The organism is Mucilaginibacter sp. A3364 (assembly GCF_059690715.1).
This window is the reverse complement of record NZ_JCAWED010000002.1, coordinates 500,677-526,535: the sequence shown is the minus strand read 5'-3', so window position 1 is coordinate 526,535 and position 25,859 is coordinate 500,677. Positions and strand designations below refer to the sequence as shown.

Annotated in this window: 16 protein-coding genes; 6 read left to right on the top strand and 10 right to left on the bottom strand. The window is 46.0% G+C overall.

Going from position 1 to position 25,859, the window contains the following annotated elements; genetic code table 11:
- Positions 1–352 precede the first annotated feature (352 nt).
- Entirely contained in the window at positions 353–1,792 is a 1,440-nt protein-coding gene (locus AC59JT_RS14820) for an autotransporter outer membrane beta-barrel domain-containing protein (protein ID WP_497400273.1), read from the bottom strand.
- A 327-nt stretch (positions 1,793–2,119) separates the two neighbouring features.
- Here AC59JT_RS14820 and AC59JT_RS14815 point away from each other — a divergent pair, with 327 nt between their 5' ends.
- The 4 genes from AC59JT_RS14815 (at position 2,120) to AC59JT_RS14800 (ending at position 7,714) form a co-directional block, all read left to right on the top strand.
- Positions 2,120–3,772, top strand: a complete 1,653-nt coding sequence (locus AC59JT_RS14815; protein WP_497400271.1) for a GAF domain-containing sensor histidine kinase — start codon at positions 2,120–2,122, stop codon at positions 3,770–3,772.
- 42 nt (positions 3,773–3,814) lie between these two features.
- Entirely contained in the window at positions 3,815–4,261 is a 447-nt protein-coding gene (locus AC59JT_RS14810; protein WP_497400269.1) for a response regulator, read from the top strand.
- Between the two features lie 58 nt (positions 4,262–4,319).
- Positions 4,320–5,789, top strand: coding sequence for a sensor histidine kinase (locus tag AC59JT_RS14805; protein ID WP_497400266.1), 1,470 nt, complete (start codon positions 4,320–4,322; stop codon positions 5,787–5,789).
- Positions 5,790–6,055: 266 nt separating this feature from the next.
- Positions 6,056–7,714, top strand: a complete 1,659-nt coding sequence (locus AC59JT_RS14800; RefSeq protein WP_497400262.1) for a hypothetical protein — start codon at positions 6,056–6,058, stop codon at positions 7,712–7,714.
- Positions 7,715–7,754: 40 nt separating this feature from the next.
- On the opposite strand, the gene AC59JT_RS14795 is transcribed toward AC59JT_RS14800, so the two are convergent.
- From AC59JT_RS14795 to AC59JT_RS14785, 3 genes are read right to left on the bottom strand one after another with little or no spacing between them, the layout of a single operon-like run.
- Complete coding sequence (locus tag AC59JT_RS14795) at positions 7,755–8,870, bottom strand: Gfo/Idh/MocA family protein (RefSeq protein WP_497400256.1); 1,116 nt, start codon at positions 8,868–8,870, stop codon at positions 7,755–7,757.
- 14 nt (positions 8,871–8,884) lie between these two features.
- Entirely contained in the window at positions 8,885–9,745 is an 861-nt protein-coding gene (locus tag AC59JT_RS14790; protein ID WP_497400253.1) for a sugar phosphate isomerase/epimerase family protein, read from the bottom strand.
- A 6-nt stretch (positions 9,746–9,751) separates the two neighbouring features.
- Positions 9,752–12,691, bottom strand: a complete 2,940-nt coding sequence (locus AC59JT_RS14785; RefSeq protein ID WP_497400251.1) for a PVC-type heme-binding CxxCH protein — start codon at positions 12,689–12,691, stop codon at positions 9,752–9,754.
- Between the two features lie 147 nt (positions 12,692–12,838).
- Here AC59JT_RS14785 and AC59JT_RS14780 point away from each other — a divergent pair, with 147 nt between their 5' ends.
- Positions 12,839–13,708 (top strand): AraC family transcriptional regulator, encoded by an 870-nt coding sequence (locus tag AC59JT_RS14780; RefSeq protein WP_497400248.1) that lies wholly within the window; start codon positions 12,839–12,841, stop codon positions 13,706–13,708.
- 154 nt (positions 13,709–13,862) lie between these two features.
- Here the strand turns inward: AC59JT_RS14780 and AC59JT_RS14775 are convergent, their stop codons facing one another.
- From AC59JT_RS14775 to AC59JT_RS14760, 4 genes are all read right to left on the bottom strand, one after another.
- Positions 13,863–15,527: a RagB/SusD family nutrient uptake outer membrane protein gene (locus tag AC59JT_RS14775; protein ID WP_497400245.1), complete on the bottom strand. Its 1,665-nt coding sequence runs from the start codon at positions 15,525–15,527 to the stop codon at positions 13,863–13,865.
- Positions 15,528–15,538: 11 nt separating this feature from the next.
- On the bottom strand, positions 15,539–18,799 hold the full coding sequence (locus AC59JT_RS14770) for a TonB-dependent receptor (RefSeq protein WP_497400243.1): 3,261 nt from the start codon (positions 18,797–18,799) through the stop codon (positions 15,539–15,541).
- Between the two features lie 247 nt (positions 18,800–19,046).
- Positions 19,047–20,102: a FecR family protein gene (locus AC59JT_RS14765; RefSeq protein ID WP_497400241.1), complete on the bottom strand. Its 1,056-nt coding sequence runs from the start codon at positions 20,100–20,102 to the stop codon at positions 19,047–19,049.
- Positions 20,103–20,240: 138 nt separating this feature from the next.
- A complete protein-coding gene (locus AC59JT_RS14760) occupies positions 20,241–20,831 on the bottom strand; it encodes an RNA polymerase sigma factor (protein ID WP_497400239.1) in 591 nt (196 codons plus the stop codon).
- Positions 20,832–21,367: 536 nt separating this feature from the next.
- Between AC59JT_RS14760 and dgoD the strand changes: the two genes are divergently transcribed.
- A complete protein-coding gene (gene dgoD / locus AC59JT_RS14755; protein WP_497400237.1) occupies positions 21,368–22,528 on the top strand; it encodes a galactonate dehydratase in 1,161 nt (386 codons plus the stop codon).
- 38 nt (positions 22,529–22,566) lie between these two features.
- Here the strand turns inward: dgoD and AC59JT_RS14750 are convergent, their stop codons facing one another.
- Positions 22,567–24,141 (bottom strand): hypothetical protein, encoded by a 1,575-nt coding sequence (locus AC59JT_RS14750; RefSeq protein ID WP_497400235.1) that lies wholly within the window; start codon positions 24,139–24,141, stop codon positions 22,567–22,569.
- A gap of 200 nt (positions 24,142–24,341) precedes the next feature.
- Complete coding sequence (locus AC59JT_RS14745; RefSeq protein ID WP_497400233.1) at positions 24,342–25,841, bottom strand: DUF5689 domain-containing protein; 1,500 nt, start codon at positions 25,839–25,841, stop codon at positions 24,342–24,344.
- Between the last annotated feature and the right edge of the window lie 18 nt (positions 25,842–25,859).

Below are 25,859 nucleotides of genomic sequence, written 5' to 3'. Positions count from 1 at the left end.
GGGCCTGATGGAAATAACATTAGTAGATCCTTTGATTTGCTAATTAAAGTCGCGAGTACACCACGCTTTTGGCCGTCGCTGCATACTCGCACCAGAAATGTAAACTTTTTTAGGACGGGTCAGCGCCAAAAGTGAGCCACTTTTACCGTAAATTTTCCGATTTTCTTCATCCTGATTACCAGCTATTTATCTTAATCTGAACCTGAAAAATCCTGACGAATAAGTCTGCGCCAGGGTGCGCCGCTTTTTTGCGCAAATGCCAAATAGTCAATAACTTAGCCAAAAACAACTGCGCCAAGTGCGCCACTTTTAAAGTGGCGCACCCGGCGCAGTTTCATGCAATTCCATCGCCCTATTTCCCCTTCTTCAACTCATCAATCTGCTGTTGCAAAGCTTTGTTTATTTTCTCCTGCTCGGTTAGCTTTTTGTTTTGGTCTATCAGGTATAGGGTTAGCTCTTCTACCTTCTTAAGTAGCTTAAGGTTCATATCACCCAGGTCAAGGCCTTCTTTAGCTATTTGTTTGGCCGAGGGTATTTCGGGTAAGTGGTGGTTTTTGTCAACGTAGGTAGCTACCTCGGTTAGTGGGGTTAGGTTATAATCGGGTTCAAATACATAATCGGGGATGGGGATGGCTGCATCAACCTTTACAGCTTCGGCATGCACTTTACCTTTTACTGTTAAAGCTTCATCGGCAGATGCGGTGCCTATGCCTATTTTCCCGGTAAACACCGGCGAAGCGGAGAGTACTACGCTCCCGGTACCGGTTGACGTGGTTGTACCTGTGCCGCCTTTATTTACGGCTATGGTGCTGGCACTCCAGGTGCCGGTAGTGATCTGGCCTAAGGAGTTCACTACCAGGGCACTTGTCATAACCCCATCTTTGCGTAACCTTAGCGAATACTGCGCATCTTCCGTGCCGTTAACAACATCCGTATATGCAAAATCATGTGCCCCTAATGACCGGTTGGTCCCCGAAGCATTTTGCGCCGCATACTCTTCGCCCACGCCAAAACCCACTATGGGTGTACCTGTAGTAAGGTGATTGTGCCTTTGCGCATAAGTTACAGTACTTATTGTGGCATCTGTTACGGTTTCACTTAACCTTCTGCCCGGGTCTGCCGTACTTCCTATTGATACGTTACCGTTTTCGTGTATGCCCACCCAGCCGCCAATGTTTTTAAATGCGGTGGACGGCTTTACGGCAACATTGGTTACCGAGGTGTCAGCAAGCCATTTGAGTGCCAGACTTCCAATTGCGCCGGTAAAGGTTGCAGTTTGAAAAGTTAAAGTAGATGCACCAGTATTAACGGCATCAATAGCGTACCATGTTGCTGCACCCGTACCGTCGTTATAGGTCAATGTAACTAAGCTAACCGTTTTGGCTGCGCCATCAGGCCCCATATCAGCCTCCCAATGAACTCTGGACCCGCCGCTGTTTACACCTCGGATGTTAAAATAAAAATTGGCCGAGTTAGAGCCTGCACCCGAAGCGTTTGAACGTTTGCCTACAATATTGCCATAGCCTGATCCTCCGTCATTACCTGACTTGGCCAGCAATAAATAGCGGTAACCGGTGGGCTGGTTTACGTTTTTTCCAATAACTATTTTGCCATATGAACCTACCGTATTTCCATGTATCTCACCATTTACATGTAATAGGGCAGTCGGAGATGTAGTTCCAATGCCTACCGTATCGGTTGTGGTTGTTTTGTGGCCCGTAGTACTAAACTGGCCATACGAAAATTGAGCAATTGCAAATACTGCAACCAGGGTTGTGTAAATTTTTTTCATGATAAGGGTTTAGTTAATTCATTTTATAAATACGCAACATGCGCATGTATAGCAATGGCAGCCATTGGCAACTACAAGGTAGTATATAAGCCGTGGCTACACGTTAAATATAATTCTTTTTTCGTATAATTTCTGCTAACAATAAAATAAAATTCTGTCTTTAAAATAGTTTAACAAGTACTAAACCTATGCTTAACAAAGCGGCGGTGCTGCCGGCTTTAAGATGCCTGATTTAACCATTAAGCAAAACAACCGCTGGTTGTTAGTTAAATTTAGGTTCAGATTTGATGTGTTGTATCTTAGTACTCAACAAGTTTACCCCCAAATATGAAAACACATGACAGCCGATCTACCCTCGCTGCAGATGAAATTTTGCAGCAGGGCCACGAACAATATGCAGCCTATTTTGATGGAAACTCAGACAGTATACTGGTGCATGACGACCAGGGGCGTTTAATTGATGCCAACCAGGAAGCCAGCCGGGTTTTGGGCTATACTAAAGAAGAATTGCTTCGCATGAACATTGCGGAGCTGGAAGTAGGCCTTGAAATTATTACCACACAAAAAGACTGGGCAAGTTTCCTGAAAGAAAGCTCGTTGATACTGCAGCGTGATTTCAGGAAAAAGGATGGCACAACCTTCCCGGTTGAAATAAACTACCGCAGCTTTGATAAAAACGGCGACACTTTTTATGAGTGTACCATAAAAGATGTAACCGAACGTAACCTGCTGCGCATACGCGAACGTAACCGCGCTAAAATACTGGAACAACTAGCGGGTGATGCAGATATTTCTGTTGTCATGCACTCTATTGTACGGTCGATAGAAGAGGAAGATGCTACTTCTATTTGTACCATTTTATTATACGATAAAGAAACCAACACTTTAGGTTCGGGCGTAGGCCCGGGCATGCCCGATTTTTATAACGAAGCTATTGATGGTATAAGTGTGGGCGCTGGCGTGGGTTCGTGCGGTACTGCGGCCTTCTCAAAACAACTGGTAACGGTTGATGATATTGGTACGCACCCTTATTGGGCTCCGTTTAAGGAATTGGCTTTTAAAGCAGGCGTACAATCATGCTGGTCGCAGCCCATTTTATCGGGCACGGGCGATATGGTGGGTACCTTCGCCATTTACCATCGCGAACCGCGTACACCGAAAAAACTCGATCTGGAAAGAATTGCCTACGGCGCTCGTTTTGCCAACCTGGCTATCGAGAACAGGCGCATCAGGGCCGAGATATTAGATCATAAAAACCATTTGGAAAAATTGGTAGAGGAGCGTACAGCCGCGTTGACGCGTGCCAACGAAGAGTTGGAGGCATTCTCTTATTCTGTTAGTCATGACTTGCGCGCGCCATTACGCGCCATTGCCGGCTTTAGCAATATTATGCTGGAAGATTATGCCGATAAGTTGGATGAAGAGGGACAGGAAACCCTACAAACCATTGTTAGCAATGCCTTACGTATGGGTATGCTTATTGATGATATTCTATCATTCTCCAAACTAAGCCGGGCCGAAAAAACCAATACAATATTGGACATGAAAGCCATATTTAAAAGTGTATTTGATGAATTGGTAAAACAGGAACCGGCCGGCAACAACGTAATTTTTGAACTGGGCGAACTGGCACCATCAGTTGGCGATCAGGCTATGATCATCCAGGTGGTAACCAACTTTATATCTAATGCTTTAAAATATTCGCGCAACAAAGCCGAAAGAAAGATCGTAGTAAGCTCTGAAACTACTGAGGGCAGTACCACCTATTCTGTAAAAGATAATGGTGCCGGGTTTGATGAGAAACATAAGGATAAGCTGTTCAAAATATTTTCGCGCCTGCATACCGATCGTGATTTTGAAGGAACCGGTATTGGCCTGAGCATCGTGAAGAAAGTGATAGAGCGCCATGGCGGTGCAGTAAGTGCCGATGGGGTTTTAGGCGAGGGTGCCACCTTTAGTTTCAGCTTGCCTGTTGCTTAAGCAGGTAATTTTTTCACAACAACAATTGTAATTTTTACCCTTATGATCACCGTAGAATACCCTGAAGTTTTACTGGTAGAAGATCGCGAAGAGGATGCAAAGCTTACTATTCGCGCGCTAAAAAAACACAACCTGTTAAACGAAATAAAATGGCTGGAAGACGGGCAGCATGCCCTTGATTACCTTTTTGGCACCGGCCCCGAAAAAGTACTGCAAGCTATCCCCAAACTGATATTACTTGACCTTAAACTACCCCGTGTAAATGGCCTTGAGGTGCTGGAGCAGATCAAAGCATCTGAGGGGCTAAAATCTATACCGGTAATTATCATGACATCTTCAAAAGAGGATGTAGATATTAAAAAAGCGTATGAATTAGGCGTGAACAGCTACATCGTAAAACCCATCAACTTTGTAAACTTTGCCGATGCGGTGAAGCAGTTAGGGATGTATTGGCTGATGCTTAATCAACCACCCAAACCGGGACAGTAATAGTGTAAACTGAGCAAATTTTTCTCCAAACTTCTTACTATAAAACCGTAATTAATTTATGATGAATAATCTGAGAATTACTGTTATAGCCGATAATAAAGAACAGGCATTGATCAGCAAAGCCTTAAATGATGCAGCACTAAGAGCCCAACTTACCTTCTGCGAGAACCAGGACGGTTTTGAGCGATCAGTAAAGCTTTACAATTGCGATTTTATCATTGTCCAGGAGTCGGTGGTGAACCGGATCTTTTATAACCGGCTTACTCCCTTTCTTGAATTAACTAAAATCCCGCTGCTGGTTTTAAGGGATGCCGAAGGATCACAATCTGTAAAAAATAATGTGATCGATGAGTTGACTAAAGATGCTGAAGGTAATTATCTTACACAGCTACCTTCACTTATTCTACAAATAATTGATGAACATTTGGCCCTGGCCGGGCAAAACAAAATACTATTCCTGGAAGATGAGGAGATCGATATCACTTTCATCAAACGGAAGTTCATCAAGCTAAACCCGCAATACGAGTGCGACATTGTATCAACCGTTGCTGATCTGCAAAAGCAGATGGGTGAAAAAAGATATGATGTTATCGTATCCGACTTTAATTTGCCCGATGGTACCGCTTTCGATTCGATCACCATGGCTAAAGAAGCCGATATCCCGATAGTGATAGCTACGGGCCAGGGATCGGAAAAAACGGCTGTGGAGATAATGAAAGCCGGCGCGGCCGATTACCTGATCAAAGATAAAAACATGGGCGAACACATGCTGTTGCTGCCGGCCATTGTAAAATCTGTCCTCAATTACAAAAAGCTGGAAGCCTACAATAGCGGCCTGTTGGAGATGTTGCGCATCAAAAACCAGGACCTTGAACGCTTTGCCTACATCATTGCCCATGACCTGCGTTCGCCTATTGCTTCGGCCATATTGCTGGTTGATACCTTGCAGATGCTTTCTGATGACCTGTCGCCCGATTTGCAGGAAACCATGGGTATGCTTACCGATGTATCGCACAATATCACCAATACTATTGAAGGTATTTACCAGTATACCGTGCTGGATTCGCAGGCGGATGCGTTTGTGCCGGTTGATATGAAGAAAGCCGCCGAGGAAGCCTTGCGAAACCTGCAAAACAAAGTGAACGAATGTGGTGCCGTGGTAACCATTGAAGATATGCCCGGCATTGAAGCCAACTATGTACAAATGGTGCAGCTTTTTCAAAACCTGTTGGGCAACGGTATTAAATATCGCGGCAGCAAAACACCCGAACTTACCGTGCGCAGCTTTGAGCAGGAGGGCGAACAAATATTTACGGTGAAGGATAACGGTATAGGTATCGCCAAAGAAAACCATAAAAAGATATTCGAAATATTTAGCCGTTTGCACAACAGCAGCAGCCAATACGAAGGTGTTGGTATGGGCCTTACCATTGTAAAACGGATACTGGAACGCCACAACGGCCGCATCTGGGTAGAGTCTGACCTGGGCGAGGGCACCAGTTTTTTTGTTGCTTTTAAAGCGGCATAATTGTTACGGCTTGCTTCATAAAACTAATGGCCCCGGATAAATTTTTATCCGGGGCTTTTTTTGCTGTCGCGATATTTCCCGGTTTGGACGAATTAAAAAAGAGGGTGTCATGCTGAGGCACTCGAAGCATGCGGGCAAAGGCCTCTACGCGCACCCTTCGAGTGCCTCAGGGTGACACCTCCCCGCTACAACAGGATAGCGCAGGACAGATGGCCGTAGTCATTTACTTAATTTTCCTCACCTTCGTAAGCAATTATAATCATTATATGAAAAGAAACTATATGGCCCGCTTTTGGCTGCTGGCAGGTATGCTGTTTATATTCGCCTTATCTTCGTTTGCCGGCAATGGCCCGGTAGATGAGCCTGCAAAAGGTAGCCCGCGTATAGTTAATATCGTCAATTTTATACGGGATATTGAACCGCGCGATGCCCGCATTACCAAAGATGTACTGTACCAAACTGTAGTAAGCCAGATCAAATTGATGCAGCAATATAAATTGGGCGGTACTTTTTTATTGCAGTATGATGCTTTGATAGACGAACGTTATACAACCCTGCTTAAAACCCTGCCTAAAAGCGAGTTTGAAATAGGCGCCTGGTGGGAACTTCCGCAACCGCTGATTGAAAAAGCCGGCATTAAATGGCGCGGCAAGTACGCCTGGGACTGGCACTCGGATGTGGGCTTTTCTGTAGGTTACACTCCCGCCGAGCGCGAGAAGATCATCGACGTTTATTTTGCCGATTTTAAAAAGATATTTGGTTACTATCCGCGCTCGGTTGCTTCGTGGGTGATAGACGCTCACTCGCTGAATTATATGTATGATAAGTACAAAATAGTCGCGACAGCAAACTGTAAAGACCAGGTAGGTACCGATGGCTTCACGCTTTGGGGCGGTTACTGGAACCAGGCTTATTACCCTAGTCGTGTTAACGCCTACATGCCGGCACAAAATGCTAAGCAACAATTGCCTGTGCCTGTATTCCGCATGTTGGGAAGCGACCCGATAAGACAATATGCAGATGGACGATCAGTAACCACGTTAGAGCCGGTTTATAAGCACGCCGGGGGTAATGAGCAATGGATAAACTGGTTTTTTCAAAGCTTTGCTAATGATCCATCCCTGGGCTTTAATTACACCCAGGCCGGCCAGGAAAATTCATTCACCTGGAAGGATATGCAGAAAGGATTGGAGTGGCAAATGCCCATCATAGCTAAACTGCGCGACGAGGGTAAAGTGCGTGTTGAAACCATGTCAACATCAGGAGAATGGTTTAAAAAAACTTATAAGGTAACCCCGGCCACCACCTTCGCAGTAAGTAAGGACCTGGGCGAAAGCGATAAAAAAACCATATGGTACAACAGTCGCTTTTACCGGGTTAATTTGCTTTGGGACGAAGGCAATATGCGCATAGCCGATATGCATTTGTTTAACGAAGCTATTCCCGATAAGTACTATACAGGTGTAACTACCATTAATCAGAGCTTTTTTTATACGCTGCCTGTTATTGATGGTTTCCAGTGGGGTAAAAGGGGAAAGCCAACAGGCCTCTGTTTGTACACGCTTGAAAACGGCCAGTCGGTGCCTGTAAAAGGCGGCAACCCTATATTTACTAACGTTGATGCCAAAACCGTGCATGTTTCATGGCCTTCGGGCGGTGGTAGTTTTGAGATTGATTTGAAAGAGAATGCGATAAGCATCACCACGAAAGGCGCTCCTGCCGCAAATTGGTTCCTGGAGCTGGCGGTTACTGATCAAACTAAAGTACCGCTAAAAGGCATCGATGCTAATAAACTAAACTATAGTTTTGATGGACATGATTATCAGCTGCTGGCCAAAAAAGGTTCGTTTGCCAAAGGCGAAAACGGCGCAGTATTCAGGCTTGATCCACAGCAAAATAGCATCCAGCTAAATTTTGACAATTAACAATAAACCCCCGGTATTATACCGGGGGTTACTACTCATGTTAATCTATTAAGGTAAAGGTAGGAAGGTCTATTTTTTTGCCGCCATCCATGGCCGACTCATGCGCCAGGATACCCACACAGGTGATGTTGGCCGACTGGCGCGCGTTAGGGAATGGCTGACGTTTGTTTACCAGTGCCGAGACAAACTCGTTCACCAGGTGCGGGTGCGAGCCGCCATGGCCTGAGCCTTGCAGGAAGGACAGATGCTGGTTATCATCCGCATCATAAACACCGCCTGTGGTAAACGCTTGTATTGGCTCCGGCAACAGGTGCGCATAATCAGGTATCGTCACTTTTTCGGGCACTTCCCCGGTATGAATCACAGAAGGCTCGTGCTCTACCAAGGTCCATTCAAAACTCTTTTTTGATCCGTACACGTCAAAGCTCTCGCGGTACTGCCTCGCGGTATTGAACAACGAGCGGGTAACTTCTGCCGACAGGTCAGAATCTTTAAACTTGATATGGCAACTCTCGATAGCAAACGGCGATCCGTATTTGCTGATCAGGTTTTCATCAATACGGCCCGAGCCGAAGCAGGAAACATACTCAGCATCGGCTTTGGCTAAAGCCAAAACAGGGCCTACGCAATGGGTGGCATAGTGCATAGGAGGTAAGCCTTCCCAATAGCCCGGCCAGCCGGCCATTTCTTGCTGGTGCGATGCGCGTAAAAATTGCAGTTTGCCCAGTTCGCCGTTTTCATAAAGTTCTTTTACAAACAAAAACTCGCGACTGTATATTACCGTTTCCATCATCATATAGGTAAGCCCGGTTTCTTTAACGGCTTCTACTATCTGGCGGCATTCGTCAACTGTGGTAGCCATGGGTACCGTACAGGCCACATGTTTGCCGGCACGTAAGGCTTTTATTGATTGCTCTGCATGGTTTTGTATGGGCGTGTTAATATGTACCGCGTCTACTTCCAGGTCGCGCAGCAATTCGTCATAATCGGTATAGCGTTTTTCAATACCAAAGGCATCGCCTATCTGGTGAAGTTTGGTATGGTCACGCTGGCAAATTGCATACATATTTGCATCGGGGTGATGCTGATAAATAGGTATAAACTCTGCCCCGAACCCTAAGCCGATAATGGCCACGTTTATTTTTTTTGTTTCCATATGATTTGGTTAGGCTATTGTGCCCATTGCTTTAAAAATGTTAGTCCTTCTGATGCAAATTTATCCTGGCTGGCCGCCAGCGGGTGCCATATACAAACCGCCTGCGCCAGTTCTTTATTATCAGGCGTAAAGCTTTCTATTGATATAGTTCCCCGGTAGTTAATAGCCTCAAGGCCGCGGCGATAGGCATCCCAGTTTACCTGGCCCGTGCCGGGAGTTCCCCGGTAGTTTTCGGCTACCTGTACATGTAGCAGTTTGTCGCCAGCTAGTTTAATAGCTTCTTCAACGCTTGGTTCTTCAATATTCATATGGAAGCCATCCAATAGTATTTTAGCTGCCGGGTGGTTTATATCATTGATCAAACGTACCACATCACTAGCCGTATTTACCAGGTCTGATTCAAACCTGTTCAATGGCTCAATGGCTAGCTCCAGGCCTCGATCAGAGGCCATATGGCACACTTTTCTGAGGTTTTTTACCGCAAGATCCCACTCCGATTTACGTTGCTCCGGTGGCAGCATACGGGCTTTTCCAACCGCGGCATACATGGGGCCGGCAAAAAATTTCGTATCCCAAAGGGCGCACAGGTCAAGGCATTCTTCAATGTATTTAAAACAGTTTTCGTGCACGGCCGGATCCTCATTGGTAAGGTCGCGGGTGGGGCCGAAAGCGCCACATACAATGGCTTTCAGGTTATATTCTGCTAGCGCGATCTTTACCGCGTTGCCATCTATCAAGGCCGGGTCTTCTACGGCTATCTCCACAGTATCATATCCCATACCCGCAATCATCGGGAAAAGCTCTGCGATAGACGAGGTTTGAAACGGTGAGGTAAACAGCCAGGTGCTTACAGCAAATTTTACAGGTAATGGCATAGCTGTTTATTTAGTCACTTTCATTATACCGTTCATAATACGCCAATGCCCCGGGAACGAGCAGATGAAAGGATAGTCGCCAGCATCTGCAGGTACCCTGAATCTCAGTTTCACCGTTTCTTCGGGGTTGATAAGCTTGGTGGCAAACAGTACCTCCGGCATTTTAGGTACGTAGTTTTGTTCAGGTCCTTTTGGGTCCTGGGCCAGTTTATCGGCCGCTGCGCCTACCTTATCCATGGTACCCTTTTGCAGTATCAACAAGTTGTGCTGCATAAAATCGGGGTTTTTAAACTCGATCTCTACCAGGCTGCCCGCCTTTACGCTGAAGGTTTTGGTATCAAATTTCATCTCATTTTGCACCACTTCTATTTTAAGCGTTTGATCCGGGCGGGCGCGTTCCAAAGCGCGTTTGGCTGCCACGGCTTCGTTTTCGGCTTTCATTTCTTCTAAAGCGCCTTTTACGTGGGTGCCTATGGCAGCTTTAACAGCGCGACTTATCCAATAATCATTCGCATTTTGAGGCACTTTTTGTACAGCCAACAAGGTATTACCCATTGCTTCAGAAGCAGGCAGATCTGCAATAACCAATATCGCCGCTAAACGTGTATTTAAATTAACATCATTAAGCAAGCCTGCGTTTTGAATAGCAGTCATGGTTCTGGCAGTTAAAGGCAGTACTTGCAAAGCGGCCTTGCGTACTCCGGCAGCAGGATGGCGCAGTGCTTCTTCGGCAACAGTTAAAGCTTCGGCATTAGTGCCATCTAATAAGCCAAGTCCATGTAGCGTCCACAGTGCGTGGATGGCCGGCGCATTCACGCCAATAGCATCTATAGTTTTGTTGCGCACCAGGTTAAACAGCTGCGGCGCAACTTGCTTGTACCATCCTTCAACTAACAAGCGCTGCGCTGTCATTCGCCAAAACATATTGTCGCTTTGCAGGGCGGCTGCTAATTGTGCCGGGTCGTTTTTATCCAGTTTGGTAATGGCTGATGGTTTGGCGTTGTTGTAGACTATGCGGTATATACGGCCATGTGTGCGATCGCGTAGCGGATTGATATAGGCGTTGCCTTTGCCGTTTTGGAAGCCTTTAGGCGTAGGGTTGTGCTGAATGATAAAGTTATACCAATCGCTCACCCAAACGGCGCCATCAGGGCCTACTTCGGCTTGTACGGGGCCCATCCACTCATCGGCACTGGCCAAAAAGTTCCAGCCGTCTTTTTCTTTAAAACCAGAACCATCCGGCTCCAATATCGCGCGGTGAATAACACGACCTGTCGGCTCGTTTACAAAGGCAATTTTGTTCCAGTATTCTTCGGGGAAATTACGGGCGGTGTACAGGTTATGACCAGCGGCTGCTGTAAAACCGTTAAACACATCCACCTGGCGCAGGTTTTTGGTAACCACGTGCATGTTGTAGTGCCCGTCTATCTTCCTCACCGATTCCATCTGCGGAATTGCGAGGCGCGACAGATAAGTCAATGGAATACCCAGGTAATCGCTATGCGAGTTGTTGGCGGTGGAGATGAAAACATCATTATTCTCCGAAAAACCCAGGCCCCAGGTATTATTACTGGTAGCGCCCAAATGCTCCAGTTTTTTACCATCTGAGGTAAATCGGTAGGCCGCCTGGCTAAAGTTAAATTTCTGATCGCCAACGGTGCCGTTAAAGCCTGAGTAGCCTACAGTGCCCCAAATTTTGTTATCAAAACCATATTTAAGGTTTGACGGGCCGGCATGCGTATCAAAGGTGCCCCAGCCGGTAATCAGCTTTTCGCGTATGTCGGCCTTGTCATCGCCGTCGGCATCTTTCAGGAAAATAAAATCAGGCGCCTGCGAAATGATCACTCCGCCACGCGCGAAGACAATGCTGGTAGGGATGTTTAGTTTATCGGCAAATATGGTGAACTTATCGGCCTTGCCGTCGCCGTTGGTGTCTTCGCAAATTTTAATGCGGTCAAGGCCCTCGCCTTTGTTTTCTCGTACGGTGTTAGGGTAATCAATGGTTTCCAGTATCCACAACCTGCCGCGCTCATCCCATGCCATGGCAATAGGTTTTTCAATGTCGGGCTCCTGTGCAAAAAGCTCCATTTTAAAATCAACCGGTATCTGCGTCAGCAATTGCGATTCGGTGGCTGATAAGGGTGCCTGCAGTTTAGGTACGGGGTTACGATTTTCGTAGTTCGGGATCTCTGCATCAGTATAAGCAGGGTTTGGTTTAGCGAGTTTCGCTAATTCCTTTTCAGCTTTTTTTCCTACTGCCCATATCAGGCCGTTCTCTAACAATTTTAAAAATTCCGGGTTTTTCCAGGTGTGCTCGTCGTGCCCGTAAGCGGTGTAAAATACGCGACCTTTGCCGTAGTTGTTGGTCCAGGTGTAAGGTTCGTGGTGTGTGCCTTCCACGCGTTCGGTTAGCACATGGATGCTTTTGTTGATGCTGGTGTGCACATAGGTCTCGTCCCAGGTAGTGAAAGGGTTGATGCCTTTCATGATCTGGTGTTTTTTATCAACCGCGACCATCGGAAAGCTATCCGTTTTATGGGTGCTGAACTGGCCGCCTACCATTTTAACATACTCTGCCGAGTTGCGGAAGCAATACGACGCGCAATGCACGGGTATAAAACCCTTGCCACTTTTAACAAACTGCAGCAAGGCCTTTTCCTGCGAAGCAGAGATCGTATCATAATTGGCATAGATCATCAGGCCATCGTATTTGGATAACGTGACGTCGTTCAAATCGTTAGGATCTGTTGTGTAGGTGATATTAATGCCGTCTTTAAAAAAAGACTGCTGAACAATCTCCGCCAGTTTACCCGACTCATGATGCTGAGCAGTGTGCCCCAGCAGCAAAATTTCCAGACGATGGGATGGCGCGCTTTTGATAAAAACGCCCTTGATACTGATGAGGGCTGCTATGCACAGCGCAGCCAATAGGGTATATTTTTTCATGAATTATTGAAAGTAGGTTTGTATGCCTGATTGGTTTCAGGGTATTAACAAATATCCAAAGCAAATCATTCTGTTTTTTGTCTATTTCTGACTGTTTTTTGTCTCTTGTTTTTTATTTTTGATTTCTTTGATGCAAATAATAACTCAATGAAAGCGGCCATTCATAAATCTTCCATTCCCGAATCGCAGATATTTATGATCAAATCCCTGGAGGATCATTTTTTTGACCCGGTTTGGCATTCGCATTCCGAGTACCAGCTATTTGTACCGTTGGAAGGCACCGGCACACGCTTTATTGGCGATAGTATAAAAGCCTTTGCACCTAACGAGCTTATATTAATAGGCTCCAACCTTCCGCATTTGTGGCGTAGTGATGAAGCTTATTTTGAGAAGAACAGTAATATGCGGATAAGGGGCATCGTACTATACCTGCAGGAAAGTTTATTGGGCGAGCACATTATGTCAAAAGAAGAGATGACGCAACTAAGCAAGCTCTTTCAACGATCGTCACGGGGCCTTGAATTTCATGGCACTGTGAAACGTAAGGTAATTGGCTTGATGAAGGAGCTATTAGCGTTAAAAGGGATGGCCGCGTTTATCCATCTGCTGCAAATTTTAAACCTGTTATCAAACACAAAAGATTACCACGTTATATCGCATACCGAATATGTTGACCCTATCAACAATGCCGAAGCCATCCGTATGGGGAAGGTGTATGAGTATATATTGAAAAACTACCGGAAAAAGATCCACCAGGATGAGCTGGCAGACCTGTTATGTATGACCTCATCCTCATTCAGCCGTTATTTTGCCAAGGTAAATAACAAGGGTTTCGCCCGCTTTGTTACCGAGCTGCGGGTAAAGCATGCCTGCAAGCTTTTAACCGAAACAGACCTGAGCATCGCGGCCATATGCGAGCGCTCGGGTTTTAAAACGCTTTCTAATTTCAATAAGCTATTCCGTAATGAAATGCTCAAAACCCCTTCGGATTATAAACGCGAGTTTTTAACTATCTAGTCGCATCGCGCATGCAAAACAAAAAAGCCGCTCTACTTTCGTAAAGCGGCTAACCAACCATAAGGGGTATTGTTTTAGAGCTAATATCTTTCCCCGTACAGGTTGGTGGTAGCAACCCCGGCGCCAACCAAGCATGGCAACCGGGAGAAGTGTTTTACAAGTAACCCGGGTTTTGGGTTAGTTTGCCTGTGTTATTACGCTCTATTTCGTCGGCCGGTATAGGCCATAGGTTGTATTTAGGATCTGCATCATTGTAATACGGGTTACATTTTTTTACCCTGTCATACCAAAGGCCGGTTCGCATCAAGGTGAGGCGACGTTTTTCTTCAACACCTAATTCGCGCATGCGCTCATCTAAAATATAGTCCATGTTTACATTGGCAGGCAATACAGCTGATGCGTTTGAACGGCTGCGAACGGTGTTCAGATCTGCAGCGGCAAGGTCAGTGCGCGTAAGCCCCAAATAAGCTTCGGCCCTTATTAAATAGGTTTCGGCCAGCCTAAACATATACTGATCCATGTAAGTTCCGCCTGCAGTTGCTTTTAACAAACCATTAGCCGGGTTTTGAAACAAACCCGCCGGGTGGCCTCCCGGTGTGGTACATTTAGCCTGGAAGGTGTAAAAAGGCCTTGAAGGCGCAGTCATGCCCGACGGCGGGTTAGCAGTAGTTATCACCGTTTTATATAGTGGCGATGCCGGATTGGTAGCAACAAATTCGCGTACCATATTGATATTGGCGTTACGGATATCATTGCTAAAATCGCTTTGCCAAATGGTGTTACTAAAGTAATTGGTTGATATGGCCCAGCCTATACCACGGCCACCGGTAAGGTCGCTGATAGGGTGCAGGAACGGGTTAGGCACTTTAGTGATCTGTGCCAGGTACGGTGCATGATGACGTTCCAGTAAGTAATTGCCACCTTGCTGGGTTGATACGGAAGCGCCTCCCGGAACATCGGTTTCTAACTGGATAACCCACAGTGCCTCCAAATTGCCAGATTTGCGATTTTGGTTGCCTTGCTGAAAAAGGTCCCAGTACACATTGCCTGTAGCCACAGTTGATTTGGTGCCGAAACGGTTTTTCATTAAACTTACCAGCGGGCTGCTGATAACTGCTGTAGCAGCGTCAACAGCATTTTGAAATTCGCCTGCTGCCAGGTACACCTCGGCCAATAAATGGCCCGCTGCGGCTACGTTAATCTCACCATCCTGTACCGTATTAATAGGTTGCAGGTTTGCTACCGCGAATTTCAGGTCCTCAATGCATTGTTTATAAACCTCGGCTTTAGTGGCACGTACATAATCTGTTTTGGGTACGCTAACCTCGCTAAGGGTAATAGGTACGCCACCATATAAATAAGCCAAACTGCGGTATCCAAGTGCCCTGAAAAAGCGGGCTTTGGCAACAGCCAGGTTTTTTTGTGCATCCGTCATTTGCGATGATGGCGCGCGGGCTATGATGATGTTAGCCTCGGAGATGATCTTATAAAATGCCGACCAGTGCGTTAGCGGAATATTACGGCCGCCACTTGGCTGATAAGCTGCCGCCATGTTGGTGTGGCGGGCAGGATCAGGCTGGCCATCATAAACAATGTCGCATCCGTACAGGTAATCAAACGGGAAGTTTTCATCGCGCGTGTAAAACTCGGTACGGGTTACACGGTACATATCGTTTATAGCTATGGTAAAATCAGAGTTGGTTACATAGGCATTCGCGCCGCTTAAAAAGTCAAGCGGTTTTTCATCCAGAAAGCTTTTCTTGCATGATAATATGGACGAAATGACAAGCAGGCCTGTTATAAAAGTTACTTTTTTCATGTCTGTTTCTGTTAGAAAGTTAAATTAACACCAAATGAATAGCCTACCAGTAATGGGCGGCCGTCAAGGTTGTAGCCACCATTGCTGGTTTCAGGGTCCCAGCCTTTCCACTTCGTAAAAGTGTGCAGGTTTTTACCGCTGGCAAATACATTCAGGTTTTGAATGTTAAGCTTTTTGGTAAACGCGTTTTGAAAACTGTATGACAGGGTTACATCCTGTATACGTACAAAGCTTCTGTTGCGCCATACATCCGGGTTAATAGTAGGTGCCTTTTGGTAAAATGGATATTCGCCATCAGGGTTTCTCGGGTTCCAGAAATTGATAGAGCTTATCCAGTTCCACCTGATATCGTTATCAGTACGCAGACGCGATTGGCTGTTATTGCCTAAATAGCCGTTTGTACCACCTTGTATAGAGTTGATAAACACACTCAACGAAAAGCCCTTGTATTTAAACGAGTTTAAAACACTAAAACGGTAAGCAGGGTCTTCAGAGCCTAGTATGCTTCTGTCGGCAGTGTTTAAAACGCCGTCGCCGTTATTGTCTACCACGCGATAGTTACCGGTAAAGTAGCCGGTAGGTGTAGTTTCGCCTACCTGGTAAATGCCGTTGGTGCGATACCCGTATACAGACCTGATTGGTTTACCTATAAAAAGGGTGCTGGCTATCAAATCACCTGTACCTAACAACTCGATGATCTTGTTAACGTTACGCGAGAATGATACCGTAGTGTTCCATTTAAAGGGGCCCGATTCAATATTTTTTGAATTCAGGCTTATCTCAAAACCTCTGTTATTGATCTGGCCAATGTTGGTATTTATATTGTTGTACCCGGTAATACTTGGTATGTTAACCAGGTATAAAAGGTCTTTGGTGTTTCGATCATAAAAATCAACACTACCTGTTAACCGGTTATTAAGCACGGTAAAATCAACACCGGCGTTAAACTCAAATGTGCGCTCCCATTTCAAATCGGGGTTGCCTAATATTTCAATGTATTGGCCATATTGGGTAGTACCGCCATCGCCAAATATGTAAGCCGGTTGCGTAAGTACACGGTCAATAGAACTATAGCGGCTGGTTTGGTTACCGCTTACACCATAACCCACCCTTAACTTACCAAAGTTTAACCATTTGGCATCTTTTACAAATGATTCCTCGGTGAATACCCAGCCTGCTGATGCCGACGGGAAAACGCCATATTTATAGTTTTTAGCAAAGCCGGAAAAGCCATCGCGCCTTACCGTTGCGGTTAATAAATACTTATTGTCATAAGCATAATTTAAGCGACCCATTTGGTAGGCCAGCGCTTCCTTCCAGGCATTTGATGTGGTGAAGCGGTTGGTACCCTGTTGCAGGTTGTTATAACCCAAAGTAAGCCTGGTAAAGCCGTTTGCCTTGGCCTCGGTATAGTCGTCTTTACGTTCGATAGAACCGTAAAGCGCTGTAGCGGTAATAGAGTGTTTGCTAAAAATACGGCTGTATGTTAAAATATGATCGAACATATAGTCGTAATACTGCTCGTTTTGTTTATAAGCTTCACCGGTTTGGCCTGCGGCGTATATGCTGGCACTGTAACGCTGATCTGTACGGGCGTTGTTGCCAAAGTTCATGCGGTAGTTGAGGCCTTTTATAAAAGGGACATTAACGTCGGTATATAAATTGGCGAAGAAATAATTATGGCGCTCAAAATCGTCAACATCATAGGTTAGCAAGGGGCTGGTAGAGTTGTTACCCTCAAAAGTGTTAACTATAAGCGTACCATCGGCCCGGTATGCCGGGTTTAACGGCGACTGACGGCGAAGGTCGGTAAGCGAAGGCTCGGCGCCATCCTGGTTAACAAACGAACCAAATGCCTGTACACCTACTTTAAACCAGCTTGCCGGTTGCGTTTCAATATTGGCACGCAAACTTTTACGTTTAAACAGGTCATTAATTACGATACCTTTCTGGTTGGTAAAAGCGCCGGCGATAAGATAATTTATCTTATCGCCGCCACCCGAAATACTTACCTGGTTATCATTGATCATACCGGTTTGCCTGCCGGCTTTTTCCCAGTCGAAATCGGTGCTTACCAGATTGCCGCTGGCATCGCGCTGCGAAACGTCTACCCGGTTGGCTATGTTAAATGCCGGGTTTGGTTGTGTATAAGTTGGTGCCAGGAAGGCTTCGTCCCAATAAAAGTTACGCACTTTTTCAAGCGTCTCTTCACGGTTCATCATGCGTAAGTTGCCCGACTGGGTTTGCGTGGTAAATGAACTTGAAAAGGTAATACGTGGCTTGCTATTGGCTTTGCCTTTGCGGCTGGTAATTAACAACACGCCATTGGCTGCCTGCGCACCGTAAACTGCGGTAGAACTTGCATCTTTTAAAACATCAATATTCTCTATATCATCAGGGTTGATAGATTGCAGCGAACTGTTGTATTGCACACCATCTAATATAATAAGCGCGTTTTGGTTACCGTTTAACGAGCCACGACCCCGGATAGAGATGGATGGCGTAGAACCCGCTACAGTTACCGGCCCAACGTTAAGGCCCGGCACCGCGCCTTGTAATGATTGCGCAATGTTGGTATTAGGCGCATCGCGAAATACCTCTAAATTGGCGCTGGCAATTGAGCCGGTTACATTGGTACGTTTTTGTTTACCGTAACCAACTACCACCACTTCGCTCAGGTTGCTTTGGTTAAGCTTTAGTACTACGTTAATAATGGCCGATGTGCCGACAAGGTGTTCATCGGTAGCGTAGCCGATGTAGGAAAAAACCAATACAGATTGCTCGCTCGGAACGGTTATTTTGTAAATACCATTTTCATCTGTAACCGTGCCAATATTACTGTCTTTTACCTTTATGGTTACGCCGGGTAAGGGTTCGCCGGTTTTCTCGTCAACCACCTTACCGGTTATGGGGATGTTTACGGCAATTTGCTGGCGGAGGCTTTTATCGGCCTGTTTTTTTGATATGATGATCACATCTTCTGATGCCTCATACTCAAGGTTTAACGGCGTAAGTATCTGGTCAAGCAGTTCGGCTAAAGGGCGCACCTGGCTAAAGGCGTTCACTTTTACTTTAACATTTACCGCTTTTGGGCTGTAAACAAAGTTCACATCGTAATCTTTCTCCAGTTGTTTCAACAGTTTGTCGAAACCTATAGATGGCTCGTTAATGGTAATTTTAGTGTTTAAGACCGCCTGCGCCTTACTGTTTTTGGCAAGCGCGGTCCCAAACACCGAGATCAAAATAGTTAACTGTAAAAATGTTATTCTCATAATTTTTACGAGTAGATATTTATATTTCATACATTTGATTTGGGTTATAATTTTCTGATTAAAACTCGACAAAGAAGCCCCCGCACAACCTGAAAAGGTGTGTAAAATGGCTCAACATCATTAAAGGGCTTACAATAACCGGTAGTACTGCGAATACTATCGGTTTTGTTTTTTTATGGGGATTTTATGAATCGTTTTTTCTCATAGTGTGTAGGGATTTTTGGTTTATAATTTTATGATTGGTTTCTTATCTTATCCAGATGTTGCCGTCTTTGAATTCGCATTTGGCATCAATAGCCTTGCAAATAACGCGCACTTTCTCATCAAGCGGAAGCTTGGATAAAGAAGCGGTTACAGTAACATCGGAGTATTTTGCTTTATCGTAATTAATGGTGGCGCCGTAAGCTTGTTCCAATTTGGCAATAATGGTAGGCAGCGGCGCATCGGTAAATAAAAACTCTTTTTTAGCCAGCTCGGGCGAAAGTAAAAGCGGCTCTTTCAACGTGCTTGTTTTAAGCGATCCAAGGCCACGCGGGTGTATAACCTGTTGGTTTGGCATCAGTATTACTGCGCCGTCGCCGGTACCATCGGCAGTTTTGCGTTTGTCGTAAACTTGTACGCGGCCGGTATTTACAATCACTTTAAAATCGTCATCGCCGTGGTAGGCGCTTACTGTAAAACTGGTGCCCAATACCCGGGTTATCATATTGCCGGCATGTACTAAAAATGGCTTGGCGGGATTTTTTGTTACTTCAAAAAAGCCTTCGCCCTTTAAAAATACCTCGCGTTTAGCTTTACCAAATGCAGGCGAATAACTTAACTCCGAATGCCCTTTAAGCACGATGATACTGCCATCGCTTAGTTTCAGCATTTTTGAGGTTTGTTCAGCGTTTTTTATGTTGATGAGTTGGGCTACAGAAGCATTTGTTTGAGCTGTTTCAGCAGGCTTACTATTTTGCTTGGAAAGCATTAGTGTTGAAACCAGGGCCACTATTAAAACAGCAGCCGCAGCAGCCCATCGCACAGGTAAGGTAAAAATGCGCGCACGCGGGGCACCCGTGTTTTGCAGAAAATGATCGGCCATGGTGGCTACCTCATCATCTGTTAGCTGCCTGTCGTTGGGTTTGATGTATAGGGCTTTAACAATATTGGTTGCACGCTGAACCTCGTGAACGCGATCAGGGTTTTCAGCGAGCCATTTGTCCCAAAATAAGGTATGTTCGGTGCCAGGGGTAAGCACCCATTCCATAAAAAACTCATCGCTAAGGAGGTCCTCGGCAGTAAAGTCCCGGTAATCTTTCATAAAGGTATTATTGATCGGTTCAATAGTAATACCCGCTTACCTGCTTATATTACCCTATTTAATAGATATTTTTTTCAAATAATTATTAAATAACTGTAAAACAATATATTAATCTGTGAAGATATTAGTGGGAATGCTTTAAGGGCGCTGCAAATGCAGCGCTGCGATGAAGAAGGTAAGTACGCCCCAATCAGCCCTGATGCTGTTGTAGGCCTTTTGCAAAAGGTTATGTGCCGATTGCTTATTAATATTCATCACAATAGCTATTTGCTGAACATCAAGCCCCTCAAAAAATTTGAGGTATATAATTTCGCGTTGCCGTTCGGGCAGGGCCTGCAGTGCTTTTTTTACCTTTTCGGCCAGTTCGCGGTCGGCAATGTCGGCTATCAGTTTATGTTCAATGCCAAACTCCAGCATAAAGCTGTAATCCTCGTTTAAAGGGTTGTTTTTGGCCCATTTCTCTTTTTCGCGCAGCACGCGGTTACGTATGGCTTTAAAAAGGTAGGCTTTAATAGTATTGCTGCCGCTGATGTCAAACCCACGGTTCCATAGGTCGAGATAAAGTTGTTGGATGCAATCTTTAACAATGTCCTCATCAGGGCAAAACCGGTAACCAAAGTCGAAAAGTTGTTTGGAATATTGCTTGATCAGGTTGGTATAAGCACGCCGGTTGTGGTCATCCTGCCCGGGCGACTGTATACCTTCAACACTTATTCCGTCTCTGTTCAAATGCAAAACTGGTTAATAAAGGAGTAGGATATGATAAGCTCTCCAATCAATAAAACTATAAGTTTTTCGCCACTAATTCAAACACCCTGTAGTTGTGGCCTTGCCTTATCAACCAAAAAAATGCCTTTTTTAAACTATAGACGGCTTTTTGACGCTACTACATCGTGTTCGTTAACTATTTAATATTTTTAATAATAAGTGCCTTGTTGGTTTGCCGGGAGCCGCAATTACAAATTTGGGTTTGATGCCCTGTTAGCCATTCTGTAAAACTGAAAAACAGGGGTAGCGCAATAATGCACAGGTGTAGCGGCTGTTTTTGTAAGTTGCTGATAGCCATAGGTGTAGCGAGTGTTAGGGGTGTAGCGTTTTAGGGTGCTACGCATACGCCGCTACACTGCGCCGCATGGCTATTATTTTATTTGCTTTTGAAGGGGTTTGTTTTAAGCGTTGTTTAGCCCGTTTAAAGATGTTAAATTTATCGCCGCAGGTTGGCTGGATCGGGCTGGAATTTTGTCGAACAAAAAATAGAAAACGGTATGCAAAACGAATTAATAATTGAGCGCATTGAATTATTCAAAGTCCCGCCGAGATGGCTGTTTTTAAAGATCACCACCAAAGAAGGCATTGTAGGCTGGGGCGAGCCAATTGTTGAAGGCAAAGCCGATACCGTTGAGGCCTGCGTTAAAGAGATGGAGCAGTACCTGATAGGGCAAAGCGCCCACCGTATTCAGGATATTTGGCAAATGCTGTACCGCCTGGGCTTTTACCGTGGCGGCCCCATATTAATGAGCGCGATAGCGGGTATTGACCAGGCCCTTTGGGATATTAAAGGCAAGCATTTGGGTGTGCCGGTTTACCAGTTATTGGGTGGCGCGGTGCGCGATAAAGTAAAAATGTATTGTTGGATAGGCGGTGATAATCCTGAGGTAGTAATTCAGCAGGCGAAGGAAAAACTGGATGCCGGTTTTACCGCTGTAAAAATGAATGCCACCGGTCCCCTGGAATGGATCACTACCCAGAAAGAGATCAAAAAAGTTTCCGAGAATATTCGATTGCTGCGCGAAGAATTTGGCGACAACCTGGAGGTAGGCCTGGATTTTCATGGCCGTGTACACAAAGGCATGGTGCGTAGGCTGATAGACGAGTTGGAACCCTACAACCCGATGTTTATTGAAGAACCCGTGCTGAGTGAAAACAATGAAGCACTTAAACAGATAGCCTCGTACACCAGCATCCCCATCGCCACCGGCGAACGTATGTTTTCGCGCTGGGATTTTAAAAATTTATTGCATGACGGGCACGTGGATATCATCCAACCCGACCTGAGCCACGCGGGTGGTATATCTGAAGTATTCAGGATAGCCAGTATGGCCGAGGCTTATGACATAACCATAGCGCCGCATTGCCCGCTGGGCCCAATATCGCTGGCATCGGCCTTACATATTGACTTTAGCTGCCCTAACGCCATCATTCAGGAAAACAGTATCGGCATACATTATAACCAGGGCTTTGATCTGCTGGATTATGTAGCCAACCCGGAAATATTTGACATTAAAGATGGTTATATCGATCTGTTCCAAAAACCGGGCTTAGGCGTCGAAATAAACGAAGCCGCTTTACTGGAAGCCCAAAAGATAGGCCATAACTGGGCCAACCCGGTTTGGCGCCTGGAAGATGGTAGCCTGGCGGAGTGGTAAAAATTATCGCGATTTCCTCAAAAGGATATATCCGGTAATTATTTAGGATCAATAACTAACCCGTTCTTCTCGCGAAGCAGCTGAAAAAGATGATCGGGGCGAACAATTACATAATCCTCATTTAATGAAGCGGCCACATTTTTAAAGCTGGTAGGTGTTACGCCTTTCCAGGGCTGCGCCTGTATGATCACAAAACGGGGTGATGCCTTATCCCAACCGGACGCCGCACGGGCAATATGATCTTTCATAGCCTGCTCATTGGTGCAATAGTTGCAGGATAGCGCCATGCCAGGTAAATTGTCGTCATAAATCGTTAATCCGCCACCGGTATTTTGCGCGGTTAAGCCAAGCAGTGTTTTTGCGCCGCCGGCAAATATCTTCCCTACATTAGGGTTAATGCCGCCGGTGATAGTGTTCCATACGGTGGTTACCCGCAGGCCGGCGCGTTTGTTATAATCCTCGGTTTTTGCAACGAAGGCTTTCAGGAAATTCTCGTCTGTCCAGGTATTAGGATAAGTATAACCGTAGCCGGATGGTCCCGAAATTAGGTTATCATTGTTGGTAGCTGTTTGATAGTAATAATTGAGTGCGCCGGGCATGGCATCAACCATGGCGGGTGATACGGTCCAGCCCATGGGTACCGCGCCACGGTCGGGGTTATCCCAAAGTTTACGCATCAGGTGTTCTACAAACTGCAGGTTATCGCCGTCGCTCAATATAAAGGCGACATACACCTTGTTCTGTAGGGCAGGTTTTGGGGGAGCCGGTTTAATGTTGATCTTTCGGGATGTGCCGCTGTATATCGTTAGGTTATACGACCAATCGCTGGCAATGGTAGCAATACCATATTTAGAAGCCCTGGTGATGCCGGGCGCTTCCTCGGGCCACCAACCCATATAGCTTGCGCCGGGCGACATGGTGGATAAAAATCTATCCAGCAGCTCACTTTCGCCGGCGATTTTCGGATCGAGCCAAACGGTAGCATTACCTAAGGCCACGGCATATTCACGCAGTGCGGCTTTATGCGATGCCGGGTTTAAGCCGATGAGCAAACGGTGGTCAAGTTTGGGCCAGTACGTATCATATAAAGCCTGGTAAACTTCCAGCTTGCTGTTAAATTTTCCGCGCAGATCAAGCAGTACCGGAAAGTTATAAGGCGCGGCAGTTAACCTGGCTAATAAGGATGGCGAAGCGATAAGCGCGCTTTGGCTTTTTGCCAACATGGTGGCCAGGTTTACGGTATGTACCTGGGCGGTATCATAAACGATCAGGCCCGAAATTTCTTTGCGGTATTTTGTGATCAGGTCCCACTTATCGGCAGGCTCTGTCCATTTTAGATCTAAGGACTTGAGCCAGGTATAAGGCCCTTCGCCGGAGGCATTGCCCTCATACGAAAAAATACGCGGCTTGGTGCGGTTTACCAATCCTTTTAAGGATGCAAATAAATACTGCTCAGCCGAAGAACTTTGTCGCCCAAGCATGATCAGATCCTGAACCGGCGCAGGTGCCGGGAATGACGGCAACAACTGGCCCGCCGGCCACTTAACCTGGCCCATAGACGGCGCAGCTAACAGCAATAACGAAAGGAAACTTATGGCTTTAATTCTAAGCATATTGATTGGGCTTATTATTAGTTAAATATACCGCTACATTCGCCGGTTTTATCAGGATCGTAATGTAACAAATTTAATAGGCAGAGCCTGGTAGAGCGTAGGTTAAGCCAGCTACGTTAGCGCGCGGAATAGCTGGTTTGTATAGCAAAAAATAGCCGCCTTACCTGGGTAAAACGGCTATTGTATCATTCATTAATTATTTAGTTCTGAATAGCTGTGACACCTTCGCCGGCTTCAATAACCGTTAATAGCGAAGTTGCTGTTAATGGTAAGCTAGTAACCGTTCTGCCGGTTGTCCATCTTCCCGTCAGGGCATCATAAACACCGCCCAGGCGCGTAAAGTTACCCGTGGCCGGGAAACCTAATTTGGCCGTGTTGGTACCACCGGCGTAGAATGCCTGTGGCTGGCGGGTTAAAGCATTAATGGTGCTATAGTAATCGGTATTGGTAATGCGGTAACCAATCTCCGGCGGACCGGCAGCATAAACCGAACCGTTGCCACCGTACATCACCACATCAAGCGGAACCGAGGTTGAAGTTACGGTAAGTCCATCAAATACCGCTATACCCGCTACATTACCGCTGTTGGCTAACAGGTTGGTAGTGGCGGTGCCGAAATCAGCTCCCGGGCCGTTGGCGTAAAGTACGCTGGCTACCCAGTTGGCGGCGCTGATGTCGGTAGTGCTTGCACCCCAAATGTTTTTATTTCCGCCCACGTAAAAATACTGGCCTTTTAAAGCTTTACCCGATGTGATGTTGATCTTGTAAGTACGTACACCACCTTGCGCCCAGCCATCCGGATGCGGTGGGTTGGTGCCCGCGTTGTTGCAGGTAACTACCGAGTAAGGCGTAACCGCGAAATCAATATCCTTGGTTGCTTTAAACTGTATGTACTCGTAATTGGCGTCGGTGCTGGTTGGGTCTGTCAGGTAACCGGTGATCACTATGGGCGTTGGCTTGGTAGCCGCTAACGCGAAGATATCATCTGCCGAACGTGGCCATAAAGCTACTTTAGTGGTAGTTCCTGTAGTAGTAATAACCGGGATGCCCGTAAAGTTGGCGCTGAAAGGCAGTTCCTTATTAGCATATGATGCAGCAGCTTCGGTATGCAGCGTAATAGTACCAAAACCATCGTTTATCTGCTTATCGCCTGCAAATTTTTCGCCCGCGGTTGGCTCCGGCGTGGTAACCGCTTTGCTGATGGTAACCATGGTATGCTCATAAACATCCAGCGAAGCCATCAGGGTAGATGAAGGTACAGATTGTACCCTTAAGGCCTTGCCCGATGCTACTTTGCTAACCGCCGATGCCGCAACACCGTTAATACGCAGACTGCCGTTTACTTTGGTTAAGGTAGCGCCCGTCAGTTGTATCACCACCGAGTCGCCGGGAATGTAGTTTGATGCAGCCGCGCCGATGTTTACTGCAATACCACGCAAAGCGTTACGCCTGCTGTTTTGCACTACCAGTAAACCTGATGGGGCATTGCCTTTTGCCGCGTCGGAAATTACAACGCCTACCATTTGTTTGGCACCGTTCAAAGATTCGGTACCCAGGGCCACGTCGGCACCTTTGTATAGGTCGCGCAGATCAACAACGGCTATGATGGGGCTTAACGTACCCTCGGCATAGTTTACTTTTTTGCAGGCCGAAAAGCTCAGGCCCGCAATCATGATCAGTAATAAATATATCTTTTTCATTTTGTTTATGTATTGACT

What these genes read in the sequence shown, in the direction of transcription:
- AC59JT_RS14820 (WP_497400273.1), bottom strand. Translation starts at nt 1,792, where the DNA reads ATGAAAAAAATTTACACAACCCTGGTTGCAGTATTTGCAATTGCTCAA.
- AC59JT_RS14815 (WP_497400271.1), top strand. Translation starts at nt 2,120, where the DNA reads ATGAAAACACATGACAGCCGATCTACCCTCGCTGCAGATGAAATTTTG.
- AC59JT_RS14810 (WP_497400269.1), top strand. Translation starts at nt 3,815, where the DNA reads ATGATCACCGTAGAATACCCTGAAGTTTTACTGGTAGAAGATCGCGAA.
- AC59JT_RS14805 (WP_497400266.1), top strand. Translation starts at nt 4,320, where the DNA reads ATGATGAATAATCTGAGAATTACTGTTATAGCCGATAATAAAGAACAG.
- AC59JT_RS14800 (WP_497400262.1), top strand. Translation starts at nt 6,056, where the DNA reads ATGAAAAGAAACTATATGGCCCGCTTTTGGCTGCTGGCAGGTATGCTG.
- AC59JT_RS14795 (WP_497400256.1), bottom strand. Translation starts at nt 8,870, where the DNA reads ATGGAAACAAAAAAAATAAACGTGGCCATTATCGGCTTAGGGTTCGGG.
- AC59JT_RS14790 (WP_497400253.1), bottom strand. Translation starts at nt 9,745, where the DNA reads ATGCCATTACCTGTAAAATTTGCTGTAAGCACCTGGCTGTTTACCTCA.
- AC59JT_RS14785 (WP_497400251.1), bottom strand. Translation starts at nt 12,691, where the DNA reads ATGAAAAAATATACCCTATTGGCTGCGCTGTGCATAGCAGCCCTCATC.
- AC59JT_RS14780 (WP_497400248.1), top strand. Translation starts at nt 12,839, where the DNA reads ATGAAAGCGGCCATTCATAAATCTTCCATTCCCGAATCGCAGATATTT.
- AC59JT_RS14775 (WP_497400245.1), bottom strand. Translation starts at nt 15,527, where the DNA reads ATGAAAAAAGTAACTTTTATAACAGGCCTGCTTGTCATTTCGTCCATA.
- AC59JT_RS14770 (WP_497400243.1), bottom strand. Translation starts at nt 18,799, where the DNA reads ATGAGAATAACATTTTTACAGTTAACTATTTTGATCTCGGTGTTTGGG.
- AC59JT_RS14765 (WP_497400241.1), bottom strand. Translation starts at nt 20,102, where the DNA reads ATGAAAGATTACCGGGACTTTACTGCCGAGGACCTCCTTAGCGATGAG.
- dgoD (WP_497400237.1), top strand. Translation starts at nt 21,368, where the DNA reads ATGCAAAACGAATTAATAATTGAGCGCATTGAATTATTCAAAGTCCCG.
- AC59JT_RS14750 (WP_497400235.1), bottom strand. Translation starts at nt 24,141, where the DNA reads ATGCTTAGAATTAAAGCCATAAGTTTCCTTTCGTTATTGCTGTTAGCT.
- AC59JT_RS14745 (WP_497400233.1), bottom strand. Translation starts at nt 25,841, where the DNA reads ATGAAAAAGATATATTTATTACTGATCATGATTGCGGGCCTGAGCTTT.